The organism is Streptomyces sp. NPDC054847, assembly GCF_053610925.1.
Window position 1 is genome coordinate 1 of record NZ_JBSGZJ010000042.1, and the last position, 20,819, is coordinate 20,819.

Genomic DNA, 20,819 nt, shown 5'->3' on the forward strand with positions numbered 1-20,819 from the left:
GTGCTGCTGGACACGCTCCGCCGCCGCGCCGGCGCCACGGGAGGCGGCGCGGCCGCCGCCGGGACCGGGAGCTCCGGCGGGAAGAAGAAGGGCGCGGCGAAGTTCGCCGTCGCCGCGGCGATCGTCGCCGCCGTCGTCGGCGCCGTCTCGCTCCTCAACCCCGGACCGTCGTCGACGAACACGAAGATCGGCATGTCGCTGTCCACGCTCAACAACCCCTTCTTCGTGCAGATGAAGGAGGGCGCGCAGGCGGAGGCCGAGGCCGCGGGCATCGACCTCACCGTCACCGACGCCCAGAACGACGCCTCCCAGCAGGCCAACCAGCTGCAGAACTTCACCAGCTCCGGAGTGAAGTCGGTCATCGTCAACCCGGTGGACTCCGACGCCGTCGGCCCGGCCGTGCGCGGCGCCAACAAGGCCGACATCCCGGTCATCGCCGCCGACCGCGGCGTGAACAAGGCCGAGACCGCCGCCCTCGTGGCCTCGGACAACGTCGCCGGCGGCAAGCTCGCCGCGAAGACACTGGCCGAGAAACTCGGCGGCAAGGGCAGCATCGTGATCCTTCAGGGCACGGCCGGCACCTCCGCCAGCCGCGAGCGCGGCGCGGGCTTCGCGGAGGGCCTCAAGGACTACCCGGGCATCAAGGTGCTTGCCAAGCAGCCCGCGGACTTCGACCGCACGAAGGGCCTCGACGTCATGACCAACCTGCTCCAGGCCAACTCCGGCATCAACGGCGTCTTCGCCGAGAACGACGAGATGGCGCTGGGCGCCGTCAAGGCGCTGGGCGGCAAGGCCGGCAGCTCGGTCTCCGTCGTCGGCTTCGACGGCACCCCCGACGGCCTGAAGGCGGTCGAGGCGGGCACGCTGTACGCGTCGATCGCCCAGCAGCCCGCGGAACTGGGGAAGATCGCCGTCCGGAACGCGGTCCTGGCGGCGCAGGGCAAGAGCGTGGAGAGCATGGTGAAGGTCCCGGTCAAGGTCGTCACCCGCGAGAACGTCGCCGACTTCTCATGACGCCGCAGGAGGGTGGCCGGCCCGTTGTGACCGTGCAGGAAAGCGGCCGGGCTCGCACGACCGCACAGGAAGAGGGCGGCCTCTCATGACGCCGCAGGAAGAGGGTCCCCGCATGGACGAGCGCGTGGAGAGGCGCCCGCAGGGAAGTGTCCGGCAGGGAAGGGACGACTACGACCTGCTGGTCGTGGGGTCGGCCAACGCCGACCTGGTCATCGGTGTCGAACGCCGGCCCGCCGCGGGCGAGACGGTCCTCGGCTCCGACCTGGCCGTCCACCCCGGCGGCAAGGGCGCCAACCAGGCCGTCGCCGCCGCCCGCCTCGGCGCCCGGACCGCCCTGCTGGCCCGGGTCGGCGACGACGCCCACGGGCGGCTGCTGCTCGACTCGCAGCGGGCGGCCGGCGTCGACACCGGCGGAGTCCTGGTCGGCGGGGCGCCCACCGGCGTCGCGCTGATCACCGTCGACCCGTCGGGCGACAACAGCATCGTCGTCTCACCGGGCGCCAACGGCCGGCTCACCCCCGGTGACATCCGGGCCGCGGGCCAACTGATCGCCCGCGCCGGGGTGGTCTCCCTCCAGTTGGAGATCCCCCTCGACACGGTCGCCGAGGTGGCCCGCACGCTGCCCTCGGGGACCCGGCTCGTACTCAACCCGTCCCCGCCGGCGCCGCTGCCCGCGGACGTGCTCGCCGCCTGCGACCCGCTGGTCGTCAACGAGCACGAGGCGCGATACATGCTGGGCGAGACTGGTGACCGCCCGGAGGACTGGGCCCGCGACCTGCTGGCCCTCGGCCCCCGCTCGGTCGTCGTGACGCTGGGCGCGGAGGGGGCGCTCGTCGCGGAGGCGGGCGGCTGCGTGCGCGTACCGAGCCCGAAGGTCGACGCGGTCGACACGACGGGCGCGGGCGACGCGTTCACGGCAGCCCTCGCCTGGCGGCTCGGACTCGGCGAGACCCTGGCGGAGGCGGCCGGTTTCGCGGTCCGGGTCGGCGCCACGGCCGTCACCGGCAGGGGCGCGCAGGAGTCGTTCCCGAGCGCGGGTGACTCCTTGCCGGCCGTGGGGGAGTCGGTGCCGTCGGTCGAGGGGTCCGTGCAGTCCGTGGAGGAGGCCGGGGCCCGGTGAAGAAGTACGGCATCCTCAACCGCCATCTGGCGGGAGCCCTGGCCGAGTTGGGCCACGGCGACACCGTCCTGGTCTGCGACGTCGGCATGCCGGTCCCGTCGTCGTGCCCGCGCGTGGTCGACCTTGCCTTCCGGGCCGGCATCCCGTCCTTCGCCGACGTGCTCGACGGCCTGCTCGACGAGCTGGTGATCGAGTCCGCGACCGCCGCCCACGAGGTCCACGACGCCAATTCGCCCGCGGCCCGCCTGCTGGCGGAACGGCTCCCGGCGCTGGACTTCGTCACGCACGACGAGCTCAAGGCCCTCAGCCGGGACGCCGGCCTGGTGGTGCGGACGGGGGAGGCGCGGCCCTACGCGAACGTACTGCTGCGCTGCGGCGTCTTCTTCTGAAGCGGAACGGGCCGGTGCGGACAGTGTCCGGGTCCGGCCTTCTGTGAGGGAACGGTGGTCGTTTCTTCACCGTGCGTTCCAAAAGCCGGACCGTGATGAATGCCGTGCGGTGGCCGGGGCTCTGCCCGGGCCGCCGCCTTCGGCGTATTCGGGCGCCCTGCCCGCAGAGAGGATCGTCCCGCTTCAACGGCCCGCCGCCCGTACCGGAATTCCCGCTGCGCGGTGATTCGCGAGAGAATGCGAAAACGTGCGGAGCGCGAAAGGCATGCGAATGGGCCCCGGAACTGGAAGCGTTCCGGGGCCCGCTCGAGCAACGCACGACCGACAGGGACCGAAAGCGGTCCTTCTCGGTCTGCGGTGGTATCAGATGCCGGTGGTCTGCACCGAGACGAGACCGGTGGCCGCGGCGACCGGCACGACGGCCGCGACGGACTGGACGGTGCCGACGACGTCACCGACGTTCGCGGCGGCGCCGTAGCCGTTGACACCGACGTGGGCGCTCGCGATACCGCCGGCAATGCCGTCCAGCTCGCTCTCGGAAATTTCGGCGGTCTCAACCGGGGTGAAGCCGTTACGCACTGTCTCTCCCTTTCCATACGGGGGGATTCCTGAACTGACGCCGACCGTACGCGCGTCAAAGGGGAACGGGCCGACGTGAACCGTCGCCTTGCGCCCGGAATGGGCATCCACGATCAGGACTCCCGTTCCCGAGGATGAGATCACGCCAACGGGTCAACCGGCAACTGAGGTTCCGTTTCTGACGGGTGAATACTTCTTCACGACAACACCAAATAGCGTGCACTTTTTCCACGGGGCAGCGGGCGGCGAATAGCGCCTCCGTCGGCCCGGGCACTCGGGGTCTCCGGCCGACCCCCGGGCTTCCGCGGATGCGGCATCGGCGGCCGCAGCTCCGGGTTGTGGCGGCGGGAGGGTCTGACCGCGGGCTGCGGGGGCAGACGAGCCGTAAGCGAACACGATGTGAGGGAGTTGTCCGATGCTGGGTCTTGCCGCCGCGGTGATGTTCTTCATCGCGTTCCTCATCAACGCCGCCGAGATCGATACGAACGAAGTCTTCGCGTCGACGAACGTGATGCTCCTGGGCCTGATGCTGCTCGCGCTCCATGTCGCAGGCGTCGGCACGTCCTGGAGGTCCGGCCGGACCCGTCGGCGCTGAGAGCCAGACCCGTACCGATGCCCCGTGCCGTTCCTCGCACACGGCCCGTTCGGCTCGCTCGGTGAATCGAACCGGAGGACATGATGGCCCTGATGACAACGGCGGCCGTGGATGCCGCGGCTGCTTCCGGATGGCTGCACGTGACGGTGATCGTGGTGGCGCTCTCCGTCCTCGTGCACAGCCTGGTCCGGCACGACCGCTGACGCCCGCCTCGGGCCGAGTCGCGACCCTGGTGGTGCCGACCGCCCGACACGAACCGTTCCGGGTGACCGGACCCCGGCGGTCCGGACGCCCGGTGCGCCCGACCCCCGAGAGGCCGGGCAGGCCCCGGACCGCCGGAAACGTCAGCCCTCGCGGACCGAGAGGACGATCTTGCCCCGGGTGCGGCCGGCCTCGCCGAGCCGGTGGGCGTCCGCGGCCCGCTCCAGCGGCAGCACCGTCTCCACCACGGGACGCAGCCGCCCCGCAGCGACCAGTCCGGCCAGTGCCCGCATGCCCGTGGAGTCGGGTTCCACCAGCGTGAAGCCGGTGCGCACACCCCGGTCCCCGCCGGCGGGCACCTCGTCGGGCGACGGCAGAGTGACGAGCGTGCCGCCGTCCCGCAGCACCGTGAGCGACCGCGGCCCGTAGTCGCCTCCGACCGAGTCCAGCACCACGTCCACGGTCCTGCCCAGCACCGTCACGAAATCCTGGCGGGTGTAGTCGATGACCTCGTCCGCGCCGAGTTCCTTGAGCAGCGCGTGCTTGTCCTCACGGGCGGTGCCGACGACGTACGCGCCGCGTGCCGAGGCGATCTGCACGGCGAGGTGGCCCACGCCGCCCGCCGCCGCGTGGATCAGGACCCGCTGCCCGCCGGTCAGGCCCGCCGTCTCCACCAGTGCCTGCCATGCGGTCAGCCCCGCCAGCGGCAGGGCGGCCGCCTCGATGTGGGTGAGCTCCGCGGGCTTCGGGGCGAAGTGCCGCGCCGGACCCGTGACGTACTCGGCGTAGCCGCCGGCCTGCCGCGGAAACTCCGGCATGCCGAAGACCTCGTCGCCCGGCCGGTACAGCGTGACGCCGGGCCCCACCTGTTCGACGACACCCGACACGTCGTACCCCAGCACCGGCGGCTCGCCGTGCATCCCGAAGCCGCCCGTGGCCCGGGTCTTCCAGTCGACCGGATTCACCCCGGCGGCGTGCACCCTGACGAGGATCTCGGTCGGGCCCGGCACGGGCCGGGGAAGGTCGGCGGGGGTCAGGATCTCGGGGCCTCCCCAGGAGGGGACGGTGATCGCGCGCATCGTGGTGCCGTTCATGCAATGTCCTTCCGTGTCCGATGTACCCGACCACCTTCCGCGCTCAGCCAGTCCCGCAGAACTGGCCTGATGGCCATGATGTGACAGAATCTGGCCATGACCCTCGAAAGGCAGCGCGCCCGGATCACGGAATGGACGCCCGAGGAGGGCTGCGTCGTGCCGCCCGGATCCGACCCGCACCGGGTCGCCGTGCTCGCCCTCGACGGCGTGATGACCTTCGAACTCGGGATTCCCGCCCGTATCTTCGGCACCGCCCGCGGTACGGACGGCACGGCGCTGTACGCGGTGGACGTCTGCACTCCCGACGGCCGTTCCGTGCGCACGGAGGCCGGCTTCTCCATCGACGTACGGCACGGTGCCGAGGCACTGGAACGCGCGGACACCGTGGTCGTCGCCGCCACGCACCGCCTCGGCGTCATCGGAGAGCAGGGCGTGCTGCCCGAGCCGGTGTCGGCAGCCCTGGCCAGGATGCGGCCCGGTACCCGGATCGTTTCGATCTGCACCGGCGCCTTCGTGCTCGCCGCGGCAGGGCTCCTCGACGGCCGCCCGGCCACCACCCACTGGGCGGAGGCGGAGCACTTCCGGCGGCTGTTCCCCCGCGTCCGGTTCGACGAGGACGTGCTCTTCGTCGACGACGGCGATCTGCTGACCTCGGCCGGCGCGGCGGCCGGCGTCGACGTCTGTCTGCACCTGGTACGCCGTGACCACGGCAGCGCGCTCGCCAATCAGGTGGCCCGGCGCTGCATCGTCCCACCGTGGCGGGACGGCGGCCAGGCCCAGTACATCGAGCGTCCGGTGCCGGCCCCCACGGCCGCCACGACCGCGCCCACCCGCGCCTGGGCGCTCGAACGGCTGCACCGCCCGCTGACCCTGGGGGAGCTGGCGGGACACGCCGGGATGAGCGTGCGGACCTTCACCCGGCGGTTCCGTGACGAGGCCGGCCTCACTCCCGGCCAGTGGCTCACGGCCCAACGGGTCGAGCTCGCGAAGCAGTTGCTGGAAACCAGCGACCTGTCCATCGACCTGGTGGCGGACCGGGCCGGATTCGGGAGTGCCAACTCCCTGCGCCAGCACATGCGAGAACTCGTCGGCGTCCCGCCCGCCGCGTACCGCCGCACCTTCCACGCCTCGGCCGGCGTCCGGACAGCCCGGCGCGGGGTCCTCGGGCCGGGAGCGTCCGGGGGTACCCGTGGCCGACCCGGCCCCGAGGCACGACGCGCCACAGCATGACCAGTACGCCCCGGACGTCGTCCGCCCCTGCGCAGTGTCGCCTTCGCGGTCGGCGCGCCCGGTGCGCACCGCGCCCCGGCTGAGGGCCGGGGTGGAGGTGGTGGGATGCGAGACGGGCGCGGGATCGGACACGTCGCAGATCGGTCAGGAATCGAGAAGCACGGTCACCGAGCCGTCCCTACCATGATCGTCATGGACATCACCATTCACACGAGCTTCCTCCCGCACAACGACCCGGACGCGTCGCTGGCCTTCTACCGCGACGCCCTGGGCTTCGAGGTCCGCAGCGACGTCGGACAGGGCAAGATGCGCTGGATCACCGTCGGCCCCGTCGGTCAGCCCGGCACGTCCATCCTCCTGGCGCCGCCGGCGGCCGACCCCGGCGTCACCGAGGACGAGCGCCGCACCATCACCGAGATGATGGCCAAGGGCACCTACGGCTGGATCCTGCTGGCCACCCCGGACCTTGACGACACGTTCGAGAAGGTGCAGGCACGCGACGTCGAGGTCGTCCAGGAGCCGACCGAGCAGCCGTACGGCATCCGCGACTGTGCCTTCCGTGACCCCGCGGGCAACCTGATCCGCATCCAGGAGCTCCGCTGACCGGTCCGTCCGTGGCGGTGACCCCGTGCGGTCCGTCCGTCGCGGTCGCTCGGCGCGGTCCGTCCGTCGCGGTCCGCTCCTCGCCGTCCCCTCCTCCAAGCAAAGGGGTTGTCTCATGTGTCGTCCCGCATGGGCGCGCGCACTCACCGTGGCGCACCGCCTGAGCGAGTTCGCGCGACTGCGTCGCGTCCGTGACCGGATCGACCGGGAGTACGCGCAGCCGCTGAACGTCGAGGCACTGGCCCGCGGCGCGGACATGTCCCCCGGCCACCTCAGCCGCCGGTTCCGGATCGCGTACGGCGAGTCGCCGTACGCCTACCTGATGACACGCCGCATCGAGCGCGCCACGGTGCTGCTGTGCCGTGGCGACCTCGGCGTCACCGAGGTCTGCCTGGCGGTCGGCTGCTCGTCGCCGGGGACCTTCAGCACCCGCTTCACCGAGCTCGTCGGCATGCCGCCCAGCGCCTACCGGCGCCGCGTGACGGGCGCCGCCGAGGGCGTGCCGCCGCGCGTGGCGAAGCAGGCGACAGGAACGGTCAGGAATGAAGAAGCACCGGTCGCACAGCCGGAACTAGCGTGAGGACCATGGAAAACATCGAATGCGTCACCCTCGAGGTGGCCGACCCCACGTCCGCCGAGAAGTTCTACACGACCGCCTTCGGCCTGGGCAGGCAGCTGCGCCTGCGGGCCTCGGAGGCACCGACGACCGGCTTCCGCGGATTCACGCTGTCGCTCGTCGTGTCCCAGCCGGCCGACGTCAACACACTCGTCGACGCCGCCGTGGAGGCCGGCGCCACGACGCTGAAGCCCGCCACCAAGTCGCTCTGGGGCTACGGAGGCGTCGTACAGGCCCCGGACGGGACGATCTGGCAGATCGCGTCGTCGTCGAAGAAGGACACCGGCCCGGCCACCCGGCAGATCGACGAGGTCGTGCTGCTGCTGGGCGTCGAGGACGTGAAGGCCACCAAGCAGTTCTACGTCGACCGCGGCCTCGCCGTGGCGAAGAGCTTCGGCAGCAAGTACGTCGAGTTCGCCACCGGTTCCGGTCCCGTCAAGCTCGCGCTGTACAAGCGCCGTGGCCTGGCCAAGGTGGCCGGCGTCTCGCCCGACGGCACGGGATCGCACCGGCTCGCGATCGGCGGCGACGGCGGATCCTTCACCGACCCCGACGGATTCGAGTGGGAAGCCGCGGCGCCGGCACCCACCGCCTGATATGTGATGACCGACGGAGTCCGACCCTGACGGGCGGGCTCTCCACGAACCGACCGGAGGAAGCATGACGGGCGCGCCGCCGCGTGGACTTGAGGAAAGACTGCGGGACACCCGCGCGAGACTGGAGAGCGACGTCGATCTCTGGGTCGCGACATCGGGCGCCCCGGGCGGCGTCCACCTCATCCCGCTCTCGTACCTCTGGGACGGGACCGCGTTCCTCATCTCGACGCCGCGCTCCTCGGTCACGAGCCGCAACCTGCTGGCGGACGGGCGGGTGCGGCTCAGCTTCGGGCCGACCCGCGATGTCGTCCTCGTCGACGGCGCCGCCGAGCCGGTGGACGTCGCCGGCCTCGCACCGGGTACGGGGGACGCGTTCGCGAAGAAGACCGGTTTCGATCCGCGCGAGCTCGACGAGCCGTACCAGTACTTCCTGATCCGGCCGCGGCGCATACAGGCCTGGCGTGAGGCGAACGAGCTGCGGGGCCGCACGCTGATGCGCGACGGCTGCTGGCTCGGCTGACCGCCGCGCGGCGACCCACCCCCTCCGGTCCGCGAGCGGTGCGACCCGCGTCTCCTGTCGTCGCGGGACCGCTGATCCGGCAAGAGCCGAACGCCTCCGACGCGGCTGGGCGATGGCTTATCGTGATCACGCAACCGCCCGCTCGCGCAGGACGGTTCGCCGTGAAAAGGCCTTGACCAGTCGTCGCACGCGCTGCTGGGCTTGGAGCGCGGGAGGCTTACGAACGGGGGTTGCCGGGTGTCTCGATCGGTATGTGCTGTGGTCCGTCCGGACGGTCACAGGCCGGCTCTGCCTGCCGCTCCCTGATCCCAGGACGCTGATCCCCACGGTCGTACGCCCCCTGCCGGATCTGAAAGGACCCAATGACCCTCAGTGTGGAGCTCCTGGCGATCATTTCCGTCCTTTCCCTCCTCGCCTACGGCCTCAAAGGGCTCACCGGGTTCGGCCCCGCGCTGTTGTTCGTGCCGGTGGCTTCCGTCCTGTTCAACCAGCCCCTCGCCGTAGCCGCGTCAGGAGTTCTGGACGCGACCTCCGGGGCCGCCATGACGGTCAGCGACCGTCAGATCCGCCGGGGCCGTGAAGGCTTCCTCGTCGGCGCCACCATGGCCATCGGTACTTCGGCCGGAGTCGTGGCCCTCAGCCACATCCCGAGCACCGTCGCTGCCGGGCTCCTCATGTTCGCGGTCGTCATCGGCCTGGCGTCAGTGGTCGTCGCCCAACGCAGGGGACCGGTCGAACAGTCACAGAAAATCAGTTCCCGAGGGGGAGCGGTCGTCGGCCTGCTGGCGGGATTCATCGGCGGCATCACCGGGATCAACGGACCACCCCTCGTCATCTACCTGCAGCGCATCCTGACGCCCCATGACCTCAGAATCGTCGTGACGCGGGTCCTGCTCGTGTCGGCCGTGGTGCGGGTGCTCACGTTCCTGGTGGTCGGTGATCAGATCGCGAACGCCATGCTTCTGGCGCTGGTCTGCCTGCCGATGCAACTGGTGGCGCTCCTCATCGGCACCAAGCTTTCCCGCGTCACGTCGCCCGGAATGCTGACCACGATCAACAGCACGATTGTCGCCTTCTCTGTCTTGCTTGCTGCCTACAACACCCTCTGGGGATCCTAGGAGTACAACCGTGCCGACGTCGGTCAACTTCATATTCGCCACCTCGGGTCTGCAGTCGATGCTCAAATTCTTCACGGGCACGCTGGATGCGGCGTACTTCGGCTCCACGCCCTTCCTTCTGGGCTACTCCTACGGGCTCCCGGTCCGGGCCATCGGGATAGCGCAGCGACTGGGCAGCGGGCACGCGGTGGTCACCAGGGGCACGGTGTCCTCCCGCCCCCGCATCGGAACGGTCTCCGGCAGTACGGGCCACGAGATCGCCTACGCCTGGGCGAAGGCCACCGACCGTAACCCGGTCTACGTCGACCTCCCCCCGAACGACCAGGTCATGGCGTTCGAAGCGGGATTCATCGACGCCATCTCCTGCTGGGAACCCTTCACGACCATGGCGGTCCGCCTCGGTGGCCGGCGTGTTTTCACGGGCGAGGACTCCGGGAGCCAGCTGAATCTGCTGTGCGTGAGCAGCGACACGGCTCGGGAGAAGCCTGCCGCTGTGCGGGCTCTCGTGAAGACGCACGACGACGTCTCACGGAAGCTGCGTCTCGGCGTATCCTCCCGTGAACTCCACTTCCTGCAGGGAGTGTTCGCCGACGGGCTGTCCGTCGCCGACTGCGACAGGATATTCCGGAGCGGTATCGAGTGGGTCGAATCCACCGGTGCCTCCACGGCGGAGACACGGGACGAGATCACCGAGTCGCTGCGCGGCTCATGGGACTTCCTCGTGTCCACCGGACTGTATTCCGGCAACATGCCCGACCTCTCGGCAGCTCTCGAACCCCTCGACGAGACGGTCGACGACGCCTCGGCCGAGGAGAGATCCACACTCCGCCTCGGCTACTCCGATTCGATCATGTGCGCGCCCATTCTTCTCGGCAGGCATGCACGGCTGTTCATGGCGAACGGCCTGGACGACACGGACAGCGACAGCCGCATCATCGAACGGGTCGCGGCCCTCGGGGACGAATACCGGCAGGCTCTGCGGAGCATCCGCTCCCTCCTGGCCGTCGAGCCGGAGCTGGCCGTGGTGAAGGCCGGGAAGGTCATCGAGCAGGAGCTGGCCGACTTCTACGAGAGGTGTTTCGACCGGCTTCCGCCCAAGGCCATCAGCAGCGTCATCGAAGAGCTGAGCAAGTTCGGAGTCATGCCGACCAGGGTGGCCGCCGCCGCCCACTGGCTGCGGAACCTGCGCAACGACTCCGCACATCGCGGACGTGAAGCCGTCCAGTACGCCGAGACCGCGTACGGCCTGACGGTGGAGATCCTCGAGTGGCTGCACCAGGAGCTCCCCCGGCTCCTGCTCCGCTGTACGCGGTGCGGCAGAACGATCGAGGACAGCAGTTGGGTGGCCTGCCCGCACTGCGGCCAGCTGCGCCGGCGGAGCTGCGGATCGTGCAGGGAACCGATACAGGCCTCATGGAAGGCCTGTCCGCACTGCGGTTGCGCGGTGTAGGCGCCGGGCGGGTGCGTCCTGCCGATCCGGCGCCCCGAGCCCGGTGCGCCCGGTCCCTTGCCGCCGTTCTGCCGCGGTCGTGGCCGGCCGCCGTGCGCGGTTCTGGCCGCCCGGCGTCGGCGTTCACGGTGCGGAGCGGGCCGGGCGAGCGGTCGCGTCGACGGGGACGAGCACGGCGGTGATGTTGTCGTGCCCGCCCGCGTCCAGCGCGTAGCGGACCAACTCCCGTACGTACGGCAGTAGATCGATGCCCTCAGTCGAAGCCCGGGGCAGGCGGGTGAGCACGTCCCGCAGGCCCTCGGCGTCGGGCAGGTAGCGCCACAACCCGTCCGTGCAGAGCAGCAGGCGACCGGGGACCAAGGGCCGGTAGCTCCGGACGCGTGCTTCCGTATCGTCCGCGTCCGCGCCCAGCCAGGCGGCGAGGGCGTCGTGTTCCCCGATGTCGTCCTCGGTGAGCGTCATGCCGGTGCCCTCGTCCGGCAGCCAGTAGGCCCGGCTGTCGCCGACCGACGCACTCCAGATTCCCGCCGGTCCGGCCACGCCGGCGACGAACGTGCAGGCCGGTGCCACGTCCGTGTCGCCGGGGCCGGCCAGGGCGGCGACCGCCTGTGCCGCGCGGGCCACGGCCTCGCGGAGCGCTGTCTCCGGCAGCACGCCCACCGGCAGTCGCGCCGCCAGCACACGCGCCCCCACCTCGGCCGCGACCTGTGCGGCGCGCTCCGAACGGGGCGACATGGAGACGCCGTCGCAGACGACGCCGATCGTCCAGTCACCGCACCGGGTCAGGGCCATGGCGTCCGCGTTGACGCCGCGCCGCCTGCCGCGGTCGCTGACGCCCGCCGCGCCGTCCGCGGCCGTGACCTCGAAGTGCGACCGGAAGGCCGGCTGCGCGTGGCCGCATTCCCAGCAGTGGCCGTCCGGGGCGACGATCCCGCCGCACCGGACACAGATCTCGTTCTCGCTCATCGGGAGGATCCTGACAGACGGTCCTGCCACGGCCTGGCGCCGGCGGACATGGCCGGGCGTCCCTCTGTTCACCGGGACCGCGCCCCGCCACTATGGCGGAGCCATGTCAACGCACGCACCCCCCCCTCGGCCATGGCCCGTGTCAGGTTCCGGCGCACATCGACCGGCCGGTCGCGGGACGCGCGCGCCGGAAACGGACGGTCGGTCATGTACGGATCCCCCGGCAGGGTGAAGGTGGTCGTGGTGACCGCCCTGGCCGCGCTCCTGGCGAGCACGGCGGCCACGATCCCGGCAGAGGCGGCGGCTACGGCGCCACCGCTCCCGCCGGCGTCGACCGTGGCCTTACCGAACGAGGCGGCCCCCGTCCCGTCTCGCGCCGCTCCCCTTTCGGCACCCGTCCCCTCGCCCGCGGCCGGCCCTGTTCCTTCGGCCGCCCCCGACTGGACCCCGCCGCTGAGTACCCGCGGCCGCTACATCGTCGACGCCGACGGCAACCGCTTCAAGCTCAAGTCCGGCAACTGGCACGGCGCGAGCGGCACCTGGACCGGGACCGGCGACCGCGAGGACCCCGCGAACCACCACGCGGGCGAGAAGGCGGACCGTATTCCGCTCGGCCTCGACCGCGCCCCCATGTCCGAGATCGTCGCCGGCTTCCGTGAGCTGGGACTCAACAGCGTCCGCCTGCCCTTCTCCAACGAGATGGTGCACGACCGGCGCCCCGTCGCCGACGCGTCGGTGGCCGCCAATCCGGCCCTGCGCGGTCGTACACCCCTCCAGGTCTACGACGCCGTCGTCGCCGCCCTCACCGGCGCGGGACTCGCTGTCGTCCTCAACAACCACACCAACACCACCCGTTGGTGCTGCGGGGTCGACGGAAACGAACGCTGGAACGCGAGCCGCGCCGACGCCGAGTGGGAGGCCGACTGGCTCTTCATGGCCCGCCGCTACCGTCACGAGCCGCGCGTCGTCGGCGCCGACCTCTACAACGAGGTGCGCCGCTCGGTCTGGGACGACCCCAACTGGGGGCTCGGTGACCGCCATGACTGGTTCGCCGCCTCGCAGCGCGTCGGTGACCGCATCCTCCAGGAGGCCGACCCCGAGCTCCTGATCATCGTCGAGGGCATCAACTGGACCGGCGTCCCCGTCGACGGCCTTCCGCACGGGCGCCCCACGCTCGAGCCCGTGCAGCGGCTGTCCCACACCCTCGTACGGTCCGGCAAGCTCGTCTACTCCGCCCACTTCTACGACTACACCGGCCCCCACCACACCGGCGCCACCGGTGTGGGCGAGACCTCCGACAACCGCTACCGCGACTTCGGCCGCGAGGAACTGTTCGACGTACTCGACCGGCAGGCCTTCTATGTGTCCGGCCTGGCCGGCCGGCACTTCACCGCGCCCGTGTGGATCAGCGAGTTCGGCATCGGCGGCCGTGACGAGCACGGCGAGAAGCCGCGCGCCTGGTTCGAGAACTTCGTCGACCATCTCATCGCCAGGGACGCCGACTTCGCGTACTGGCCGATGGTCGGCTGGCACGAGGACCGCAAGGGCAACGGCTGGGCCCTGCTCCACTGGGACTCCGCAGGTCGGCGCATCGGCGTCTTCGACGGTGACGACTGGCGCGCCGGCGCGTGGAGCCGCCTCGTCGCCGCCGAGGGGCGCACCGGTCCCGTCCCCTCCACGGACCGCTGGTCCATGCTCGGCCCGGACCACGGCGACTTCGTCCAGTCGCTGCGGATGCGGGCCGCGGGCGACTGGGACGTCGGCGCACGCAAGGCGGCCTGCCCCGACGGCCAGCGACTGGCGGGCCTGGCCCACACCGGGGGGCGTGGCCTGTGCACCGACACGACAGCCCGAGACCTCTGGGCGGCCGACGGCCCGCACGAAGTGGTGCGCGACGAGCGCCACGTCGCGGCGGGTGGCGACTGGGCGTCGGGCTACACCAAGCTCCAGTGCCCCACAGGCCACTTCCTCACCGGCTACAGCGTCCGCGGAGCAGCAGTCTCGGCCGCCCTGTGCGTCGCGGCCCGGACGCCGCTCGGCGCGGGCGGCCGGACCGTCTGGTTCGACCGTGGCGACAACCGCCCGCCCGAGGCGCGCGGTGGGGACTTCGCCCACGGCCGGTTCAAGGGCCAGTGTGCGGACGACGAGTATGCGGCCGGTATCGCGTACACCGGCCGCGTGGGCTCGTCCCGTACACCGGACGCGCTGCTGTGCCGGAAGCTGGGCGGAGCGGGTCGCCTCGCCGGCACCGGAGCACGAACCGAGGATCCTGCGAACGCCGGCTGACTCGCTGGAAGGCGGACTCGGCCCAACGGCGCACCAGGCCGAGCACAGGCCCGGCGGATGCGCCGGCTCACGGTCGGTGAAGCCTTGTCAGACATCGAGCATGAGGGGGCTGGCGCGAGTGGACCGATTGCGCAGCGGGACCACGAAGAGGGCCTACCGACCGGCAGTTGCGGCCTGGCCGACCGAGAACGTGGTACCGGGTGCGGCATGGTCGACGGGCCCGTCGAACCGGGCCGAGGCGCGTGCCACCGCCTGTTGCGGGGTGAGGAATCGGCCGACGTGGGTGACGATCAACCGGCCTGCTCGGGCCGCGCCGGCCGTGTCGCCGGTGTCTTCGGGCGTGTGGTGCACCCGTTCCCCCTCGGTCGGCGCCTGGGCGCTCTCGGCCTCGCACAGCAGCACGTCGCATCCCTCGGCCAGTTCCGTGAGGCTCGTGCACGGTGCTGTGTCGCCGGAGTAGACCAGCGATCGACCCTCCGCCTCGATGCGCACGGCGAAGGCCGGTATGCCGTGCGCCACTGCCCGGCTGGTCATGGTGAGCGCGCCGACGCGCGCCTGATGCCCGTCATTCAGCTCATGGACGGCGAAGGCGCGCTCGACCGGGCTGCGCGTCGTGCTGTTGGTGAGGAAATGGGCCAACCGGTCAGCGATTCCGGGCGGTCCGTACAGGGGGATGGGCGCGGCAAGCCGAATGTCCGCGAAGAGCGCCGCGTAGTAGGCGGTGAGCAGGTCCGCGCTGTGATCGGCATGCAGGTGCGAGATCCAGATCGCGTCCACCTCATCGAGCCTGACATGCCGCTGCAGCTGCGCCAGCGTCCCGCTGCCCGCGTCCACCCAGACGTGGGTGCCGCCGCCGGACACGAGGTAGCCGGAGCACGCGTTGTCCACGCTCGCATAGGGCGTCGCAGATCCCAGGACGGTGAGACGGAGAAGATCGCTGGTCATCGGGGGAGTCTATAGACCGCTTGATCCACACGTATTGACAGTTTCTCCTCACCAGTTGCTCCGCGGAGCTCTCTGCCTGTGCCACGTAGGTCCGTGCCGGGGTGGCCTGGCGGAATGTGCCCGAGCGGTACGGGCTTGGGGGCCACGCTGCACACCCGCCTCCGCCGGTCGGCCTGGGACGGCACTTTCGAGCGGAGCTCCGGGCCGCGCAGGCGCAGGTGGACGCGGTCCGGGGGACATCGACGGGCAGGTGTCGGTCGATTCCACCCTCGTCCGTGTGCACCAACACGCCGCCGAAGCCCGAAGAGGGGCTCCGGCGGCGTGCACACTCGGACGCTCCCGAGGCGGCCCGACCAGCAAGATCCACGTCGCCTGCGACGCCTCCGCCGACCGTCGGCTTCACACGGGCGACATCAGGGCTCCAGGTCAGCGCAGCGCCTTCGCGCGGCTCAGCGCGGCCACGCCCACCGCGGCGAGTGCGATCTGGAACAGCCACTCGACCCAGTCGACGCCGTCGGTGTCGGCCACGCCGAACGCTGCGGCGAGAGCGGTGCCGAGGAAGGCGGCGGCGATGCCGACGACGATGGTCCACAGGACGCCGATGTGCTGCCGGCCGGGTACCACCAGCCGTCCGAGCACGCCGATCAGGGTGCCGATGAGGATCGCGCTGATGATGCCGGATATCTCCATGACCGTACCCTTCCTGTTGTTCTGTGTCGTGCATACGGGTGCCCCTCTTGGTCCGGTGCACGCCTGTTCCCCCTGGCGGCGTACTGATGGCCCGGGCGTTGACAAGCTGACGATCCGTCAGCCACGTTGTGGGGCATGGCGAAGATGCGTGCGAGTCTGCTCGTTCTCCTGGCCGCGGTCCTTGTGACTGCCGCACTGACGAGCGCCGAAGCGTCCCAGGCCACGGCTGCGGCCACTGCCACGGCCTCCGCCCCGGACGGGCCGCCCGGTGCCCTCTGGTTCGACGAGCCGGCCGCCGCCACCCTCACCGTCGAGGACGGACGCTTCACCGACGGGCTCGGCCGCGAGGTCGTGCTGCGCGGCTACAACGTCTCGGGCGGGACCAAGCTCCACGAGAACGGCGGCCTGCCCTTCGCCTCCGTCGCCGACGCCGAGAAGTCCGCGGCCGCGATGCGCAGACTCGGCGGCGCCAACACCGCGAGGTTCCTGCTCTCCTGGGCATACGCGGAACCGGTACGCGGCCGCGTCGACGAGCGTTACCTGGCCGCCGTCACCGAACAGCTGCGCGCCTTCCTCCGGGCCGGTATCCGCGTCTACCCCGACTTTCACCAGGACCTCTACTCCCGCCACCTCTTCCACGAGGACAGCTGGTACACCGGCGACGGAGCCCCCGCCTGGGCCGTGGCTCAGGGGAACTACCCGCGCGAATCCTGCGGCGTCTGCCTGTTCTGGGGCCAGAACATCACGCAGAACAAGGCCGTCACCCAGGCGACGTACGACTTCTGGCACAACAGGGGCGGCGTCCAGGACGCCTTCCTCGACACCGCCCGGTCGGTGATGGCGTACCTCGCCGAACATCTCACCCCCGGCGAGTTCGCGGGCATCGCCGGATTCGACCCGTACAACGAACCGCACGCGGGGACGTACGAACCGGGCCAGAGCAGCCGCGCCTGGGAACGGGACGTGCTCTGGCCGTTCTACGAGAAGTTCCGCGCCCGGATGGACGAGGCGGGCTGGCGCGACAAACCCGCCTTCGTCGAACCCAACCTCTTCTGGAACGCCAATCTCGACTTCCAGCGACAGGCAGGCGGCCTCCTCGACGCCGGCTCCGCCCTCGGCCCCCGCTATGTCTTCAACACACACTTCTACGACCAGAAGGCCATCTCCGGCGTCTTCATGTGGGGCAAGGCGAAGAACGGCCAGTACGCGGGCGACTTCGCCACCGTCCGCGACCGTGCGGCCGGGGCCGGCACGGCCGGCATCGTCAGCGAGTTCGGCCACCCCCTGGCGGGGGCGGTCGCCGACAAGGCGCCGACCGTGCTGAAGGCGATGTACCAGGCCCTCGACTCCCGCCTGCCGGGCGGCACTTGGTGGTCGCGGCCGCAGGACTCCGGCCAGGTCCTCTCCGGTACCCAGTGGCAGTGGGACATCTACAACGGCCGCCACCACGAGCTCATGAACGGCAACCCCGACAAGGTCCTGACCGAGGGCGACGCCTGGAACGACGAGGACCTGTCCGCCGTCCGCCTCGACGACTCGGGCACCGCCGTGCTCCGCCAGGACGCACGGCTCCTCGACCGCCTCTATCCGAGCGCGACGGCGGGCCGCGTCGTCGGATTCACCTACGAGGACCGCTCCCGCGACGGCTCCACCACGCTCACCTGGAACCCGGTCCCGGCCTCGATGCCACGCCTCGCCGAACTGGTCGGCACCGGCCGGTACGGGGTGCTCCTCTGGCGCCCGGACGGCACGTCCGCCCCGACGGAGCTGCACCTCCCGGCGTCGTTCGACCCTGCCCGTACGACGGTGGTCTCCGACCTCGGAGCGCTGCACGGCCTGCCCTCGTACGAACCCGGCACGCCCGTGGCGGCGGCCCCCGAACCGGGCGGCACGGGCAGCCGCCGCCTCCTGCTCACGTCACAGGGCGGCGACCCGGGCGTCCACGTCGCCCTGGTGACCGACGGTGCGACGGCGCCCTCCGCCGACCTGCTGCGGGCGGCCCGCGCGGAACTGACGCAGTGGGCGGGAGGCATGCGCTGAGTCGGGCGGCCGGGACGGCGTCGGACTGCCCAAAATCGCGGCGCGTACAAGCGGCGACGGTGGGTAGTCTGCGCCGATGGATTCGGCACGGGTGAAAGCAGAACGGGCGGATTTGGAACCGACGGACGCCGCAGGGACGGGCGAGGTACCGGCGGACGGTGTTCCGACCGGCTCGGGGCGGGCAGACGCGGTACGCGTCAGGCTGATGAGGGAGGACGACCTCCCTTCGGCGGAGCGCGCCTCGGGGATCGTCTTCCTCGAAGGCGACAGAAGCACCCGCAGGGTCGGCGATCCGGAGCCGGAACCGCGTTCCGCAGCCGCGTCCGCGCAGTGGATCGACCGCATGCGCCACTTCCTGCACGTGGATCCGGCAGGCTGCTGGGCAGCGGTCGAGGGCGACGACGAGGAGGTCGTCGGCTTCGCGATGTCGCAGAACCGCGAACGGCTCTGGTACCTCGCCATGTACGGCGTGCTGCCGGGGCGTCAGGGTTCCGGCATCGGCAGGCGGCTGATGGACGCCGTCCTTGCCCACGCCGACGGCCGGCAGGGCATCTTCTCCTCCACCGTGCACCCCGCCGCCACCCGCCGGTACCGGATGGCGGGCTTCTCGCTGCACCCGCAGATGCGCATGGTCGGTACGGTCGACCGTGCCACCCTCCCCGCCACCGGGGCCGTCGCCGGGCTCGCCGAGGGGCATGCCGGCGACCTGGAGTGGATGGACCGGCTGGACCAGGACCTGCGCGGCGCCGGTCACGGCCCCGACCACATCCAGCTGCTCGACACCCTGCGGCTCGTCGTCTCCCGGGCGAGCGGCCGCCCGGGCTATGTCTACATCGACGACGCGGGCCGGGCGGTCCTGCTGGCTGCCGCGCACCCGGAGACCGCACAGCACCTGTTGTGGGAGGCGCTGGCGTCCGCGAAGGACAGGACGCTCGTCAACTGCATCACCACCGCCAACGAGTGGGCACTCGACGTGGGTCTGGCCGCCCGCCTCGACATCGGCCAGGAGGGATACATCGCGGTCCGCGACATGGAGCCGCCGGCCCCCTATCTCGCAAGCGGGCATTTCCTCTGACGGGACGATGCGGTGCGCAGCCCACTGGGAGACGCCGGACGACGTAGCGGACCGGCGGAGCGTCGAGTTCCTGCGCGAGCGGGCCCGGCGCCCGGTAAGGGGGATGTGCAGGGAGGCCTCCGACGCCGTGATCACACCAGCCACACCGCGGGCATCCGTTGGAGCCGGGGCTGGACACGGTGTTGAGCCGCGTCTGTATCTGAGCCGATCCCGGTCCAGCGGCGGCAGTGCGCCGCGAAGTCGTACACGGCGGTGGCGGTGATCTCCTCGACTGGGCAATGATGGGCCGCGGGGACCAGTTCGCGTGTGAGGAGCTCTGTGGCGGATCTGATGTGGGGCAGTCCGCTGGACGGCCGGGACCCGACGATGGTGGGTCCGTATACGGTGCTGCGGGTATTGGGGCAGGGCGGAATGGGCCGCGTGTACCTGGCTCGTGGCCTCGGCACGCGGTTGTACGCGGTCAAGGTGATCCGGCCGCATCTTGCGGACGAAGAAGGGTTCCGGGCACGTTTTGTGCGGGAGGCATCAGCGGCTCGGGCGGTGAGTGGAGCGTTCACCGCACCTGTGGTCGAGGTGTCCCCGCCGAACGCGGAACTGCTCTGGATGGCCGTCGCATTCGTTGCCGCACCGCCGCTCGACATCCTCGTTGAGCGGGCTGGAGTACTGCCACCGGCAGGCGTGTGGTGGGTAGCGGCCGGTATCGCGGAGGCCCTGTTGTCGGTCCATGGGGCGGAGTTGGTGCACCGGGACCTGAAGCCGGCGAACGTGCTGGTGACCGTTGACGGACCGCGAGTGATCGATTTCGGGATCGCCAAGGCACTGGACGCAGTTGGTACGGCTTCCACGAACGTGATGGGCACCTCGGGGTTCATGGCCCCCGAGCACATCCGGGGAGCCGCCGAACCGGCCAGTGATGTGTTTGCGTTGGGTGCGGTGATGGTGTTCGCGGCAACGGGGCACGCACCGTTCCAGGGGCCGAGCGCGGGCGATGTCCTGGCGCAGACTCTGTATCAGCCGCCGAACCTGAACGGCCTGCCCAGCGAGCTGGCTGACGTGGTGGGGCGGTGCCTGTCCAAAGAGCCGCAGGCGCGGCCCACCCTGAGCCGGATCTTGGAGGAGTTCAGGCATCACCGGGACCGAACCGTCGCCCCCCACGCCGCCACAAGCTGGCTCCCCGCCAAGGCGCTTGCCGTAATAGAGGGCTTCGGCAGTCCGACATCCGCGGCCCCGACCGAACCGCTCCGACCACCTGCGACGACACGTCCCCTCACGGCGGACCTGCAAGAACGTGCCCGTGAGGTACAGGCGCTGGCTGGGGCGGGTGACGCGGCAGCCGCGCGGGATCTGTATGCCGATCTGGTGCGCGATCACATCCGGGTGCTGGGTGCTGATGATCCCGAGACCCTCCGCTCACGGGACTGGCATGCCTTCTGTACGGCTGAGGCGGGTGATCCGGCTGCCGCGCGGGATCTGTATGCCGACCTGGTTCCTGACCGTGTGCGGGTCCTCGGCCCGGACCACCCCGACACTCTCCACGTGCGGCACCAGCACGCCCGCTACACGGCCGAGGCGGGTGACGCGGCAGCCGCGCGGGATTTGTACGCCGACCTGGTTCCCGACCGTGTGCGGGTCCTTGGCCCGGACCACCCCGACACTTTCCATGTGCGGCACCAGCACGCCCGCTACACGGCT

At 71.1% G+C, this 20,819-nt stretch carries 20 protein-coding genes; 15 read left to right on the forward strand and 5 right to left on the reverse strand.

Features of this window, described 5'->3' with window-relative positions; all coding sequences use genetic code 11:
* From ACWGH4_RS07660 to rbsD, 3 genes are all read left to right on the forward strand, one after another.
* A partial coding sequence (locus ACWGH4_RS07660; protein ID WP_453456977.1) for a substrate-binding domain-containing protein occupies positions 1-1,014 on the forward strand: 1,014 nt, incomplete at its 5' end.
* 112 nt (positions 1,015-1,126) lie between these two features.
* Positions 1,127-2,134: a ribokinase gene (locus ACWGH4_RS07665; RefSeq protein WP_453456980.1), complete on the forward strand. Its 1,008-nt coding sequence runs from the start codon at positions 1,127-1,129 to the stop codon at positions 2,132-2,134.
* The gene (gene rbsD / locus ACWGH4_RS07670; protein ID WP_453456983.1) at positions 2,131-2,523 is read left to right on the forward strand and encodes a D-ribose pyranase; all 393 of its coding nucleotides are present in this window, start codon (positions 2,131-2,133) and stop codon (positions 2,521-2,523) included. The genes ACWGH4_RS07665 and rbsD overlap by 4 nt, the downstream gene beginning before the upstream one ends.
* 363 nt (positions 2,524-2,886) lie before the next feature.
* Here the strand turns inward: rbsD and ACWGH4_RS07675 are convergent, their stop codons facing one another.
* Positions 2,887-3,102 (reverse strand): hypothetical protein, encoded by a 216-nt coding sequence (locus ACWGH4_RS07675; protein WP_441261763.1) that lies wholly within the window; start codon positions 3,100-3,102, stop codon positions 2,887-2,889.
* Positions 3,103-3,517: 415 nt separating this feature from the next.
* Between ACWGH4_RS07675 and ACWGH4_RS07680 the strand changes: the two genes are divergently transcribed.
* Positions 3,518-3,697: a hypothetical protein gene (locus ACWGH4_RS07680; protein ID WP_441261764.1), complete on the forward strand. Its 180-nt coding sequence runs from the start codon at positions 3,518-3,520 to the stop codon at positions 3,695-3,697.
* A gap of 344 nt (positions 3,698-4,041) precedes the next feature.
* Here ACWGH4_RS07680 and ACWGH4_RS07685 read toward each other — a convergent pair whose 3' ends face one another.
* On the reverse strand, positions 4,042-4,992 hold the full coding sequence (locus ACWGH4_RS07685; protein ID WP_453456987.1) for an NADP-dependent oxidoreductase: 951 nt from the start codon (positions 4,990-4,992) through the stop codon (positions 4,042-4,044).
* Positions 4,993-5,088: 96 nt separating this feature from the next.
* Between ACWGH4_RS07685 and ACWGH4_RS07690 the strand changes: the two genes are divergently transcribed.
* From ACWGH4_RS07690 to ACWGH4_RS07720, 7 genes are all read left to right on the forward strand, one after another.
* Positions 5,089-6,222 (forward strand): GlxA family transcriptional regulator, encoded by a 1,134-nt coding sequence (locus ACWGH4_RS07690; RefSeq protein WP_453456990.1) that lies wholly within the window; start codon positions 5,089-5,091, stop codon positions 6,220-6,222.
* A gap of 192 nt (positions 6,223-6,414) precedes the next feature.
* Positions 6,415-6,825: a VOC family protein gene (locus ACWGH4_RS07695; RefSeq protein ID WP_441261767.1), complete on the forward strand. Its 411-nt coding sequence runs from the start codon at positions 6,415-6,417 to the stop codon at positions 6,823-6,825.
* A gap of 115 nt (positions 6,826-6,940) precedes the next feature.
* Positions 6,941-7,405 carry a helix-turn-helix transcriptional regulator gene (locus ACWGH4_RS07700; RefSeq protein WP_453456994.1) on the forward strand — a complete coding sequence of 155 codons (465 nt, stop codon included), beginning with the start codon at positions 6,941-6,943 and terminating at the stop codon, positions 7,403-7,405.
* Between the two features lie 5 nt (positions 7,406-7,410).
* Positions 7,411-8,037 carry a glyoxalase gene (locus ACWGH4_RS07705; RefSeq protein ID WP_453456997.1) on the forward strand — a complete coding sequence of 209 codons (627 nt, stop codon included), beginning with the start codon at positions 7,411-7,413 and terminating at the stop codon, positions 8,035-8,037.
* Positions 8,038-8,101: 64 nt separating this feature from the next.
* Entirely contained in the window at positions 8,102-8,557 is a 456-nt protein-coding gene (locus tag ACWGH4_RS07710) for a pyridoxamine 5'-phosphate oxidase family protein (RefSeq protein WP_453457000.1), read from the forward strand.
* A 374-nt stretch (positions 8,558-8,931) separates the two neighbouring features.
* A complete protein-coding gene (locus ACWGH4_RS07715; RefSeq protein WP_453457003.1) occupies positions 8,932-9,675 on the forward strand; it encodes a TSUP family transporter in 744 nt (247 codons plus the stop codon).
* Positions 9,676-9,685: 10 nt separating this feature from the next.
* Positions 9,686-11,125: a DUF4145 domain-containing protein gene (locus ACWGH4_RS07720; RefSeq protein WP_453457005.1), complete on the forward strand. Its 1,440-nt coding sequence runs from the start codon at positions 9,686-9,688 to the stop codon at positions 11,123-11,125.
* Positions 11,126-11,248: 123 nt separating this feature from the next.
* On the opposite strand, the gene ACWGH4_RS07725 is transcribed toward ACWGH4_RS07720, so the two are convergent.
* Positions 11,249-12,091, reverse strand: coding sequence for a PP2C family protein-serine/threonine phosphatase (locus ACWGH4_RS07725; protein ID WP_453457007.1), 843 nt, complete (start codon positions 12,089-12,091; stop codon positions 11,249-11,251).
* A gap of 207 nt (positions 12,092-12,298) precedes the next feature.
* On the opposite strand from ACWGH4_RS07725, the gene ACWGH4_RS07730 reads away from it, so the two are divergent.
* Positions 12,299-14,377: a cellulase family glycosylhydrolase gene (locus ACWGH4_RS07730; RefSeq protein WP_453457010.1), complete on the forward strand. Its 2,079-nt coding sequence runs from the start codon at positions 12,299-12,301 to the stop codon at positions 14,375-14,377.
* A 153-nt stretch (positions 14,378-14,530) separates the two neighbouring features.
* Here ACWGH4_RS07730 and ACWGH4_RS07735 read toward each other — a convergent pair whose 3' ends face one another.
* Positions 14,531-15,322, reverse strand: coding sequence for an MBL fold metallo-hydrolase (locus tag ACWGH4_RS07735; protein WP_453457013.1), 792 nt, complete (start codon positions 15,320-15,322; stop codon positions 14,531-14,533).
* A gap of 426 nt (positions 15,323-15,748) precedes the next feature.
* Positions 15,749-16,012: a GlsB/YeaQ/YmgE family stress response membrane protein gene (locus ACWGH4_RS07740; RefSeq protein ID WP_441261788.1), complete on the reverse strand. Its 264-nt coding sequence runs from the start codon at positions 16,010-16,012 to the stop codon at positions 15,749-15,751.
* A gap of 135 nt (positions 16,013-16,147) precedes the next feature.
* Between ACWGH4_RS07740 and ACWGH4_RS07745 the strand changes: the two genes are divergently transcribed.
* From ACWGH4_RS07745 to ACWGH4_RS07755, 3 genes are all read left to right on the forward strand, one after another.
* Positions 16,148-18,052 carry a cellulase family glycosylhydrolase gene (locus tag ACWGH4_RS07745; protein WP_453457017.1) on the forward strand — a complete coding sequence of 635 codons (1,905 nt, stop codon included), beginning with the start codon at positions 16,148-16,150 and terminating at the stop codon, positions 18,050-18,052.
* 205 nt (positions 18,053-18,257) lie between these two features.
* Entirely contained in the window at positions 18,258-19,127 is an 870-nt protein-coding gene (locus ACWGH4_RS07750; protein WP_453457020.1) for a GNAT family N-acetyltransferase, read from the forward strand.
* A 318-nt stretch (positions 19,128-19,445) separates the two neighbouring features.
* Positions 19,446-20,819: serine/threonine protein kinase (locus ACWGH4_RS07755; RefSeq protein ID WP_453457023.1), on the forward strand; the 1,374-nt coding region annotated here is incomplete at its 3' end.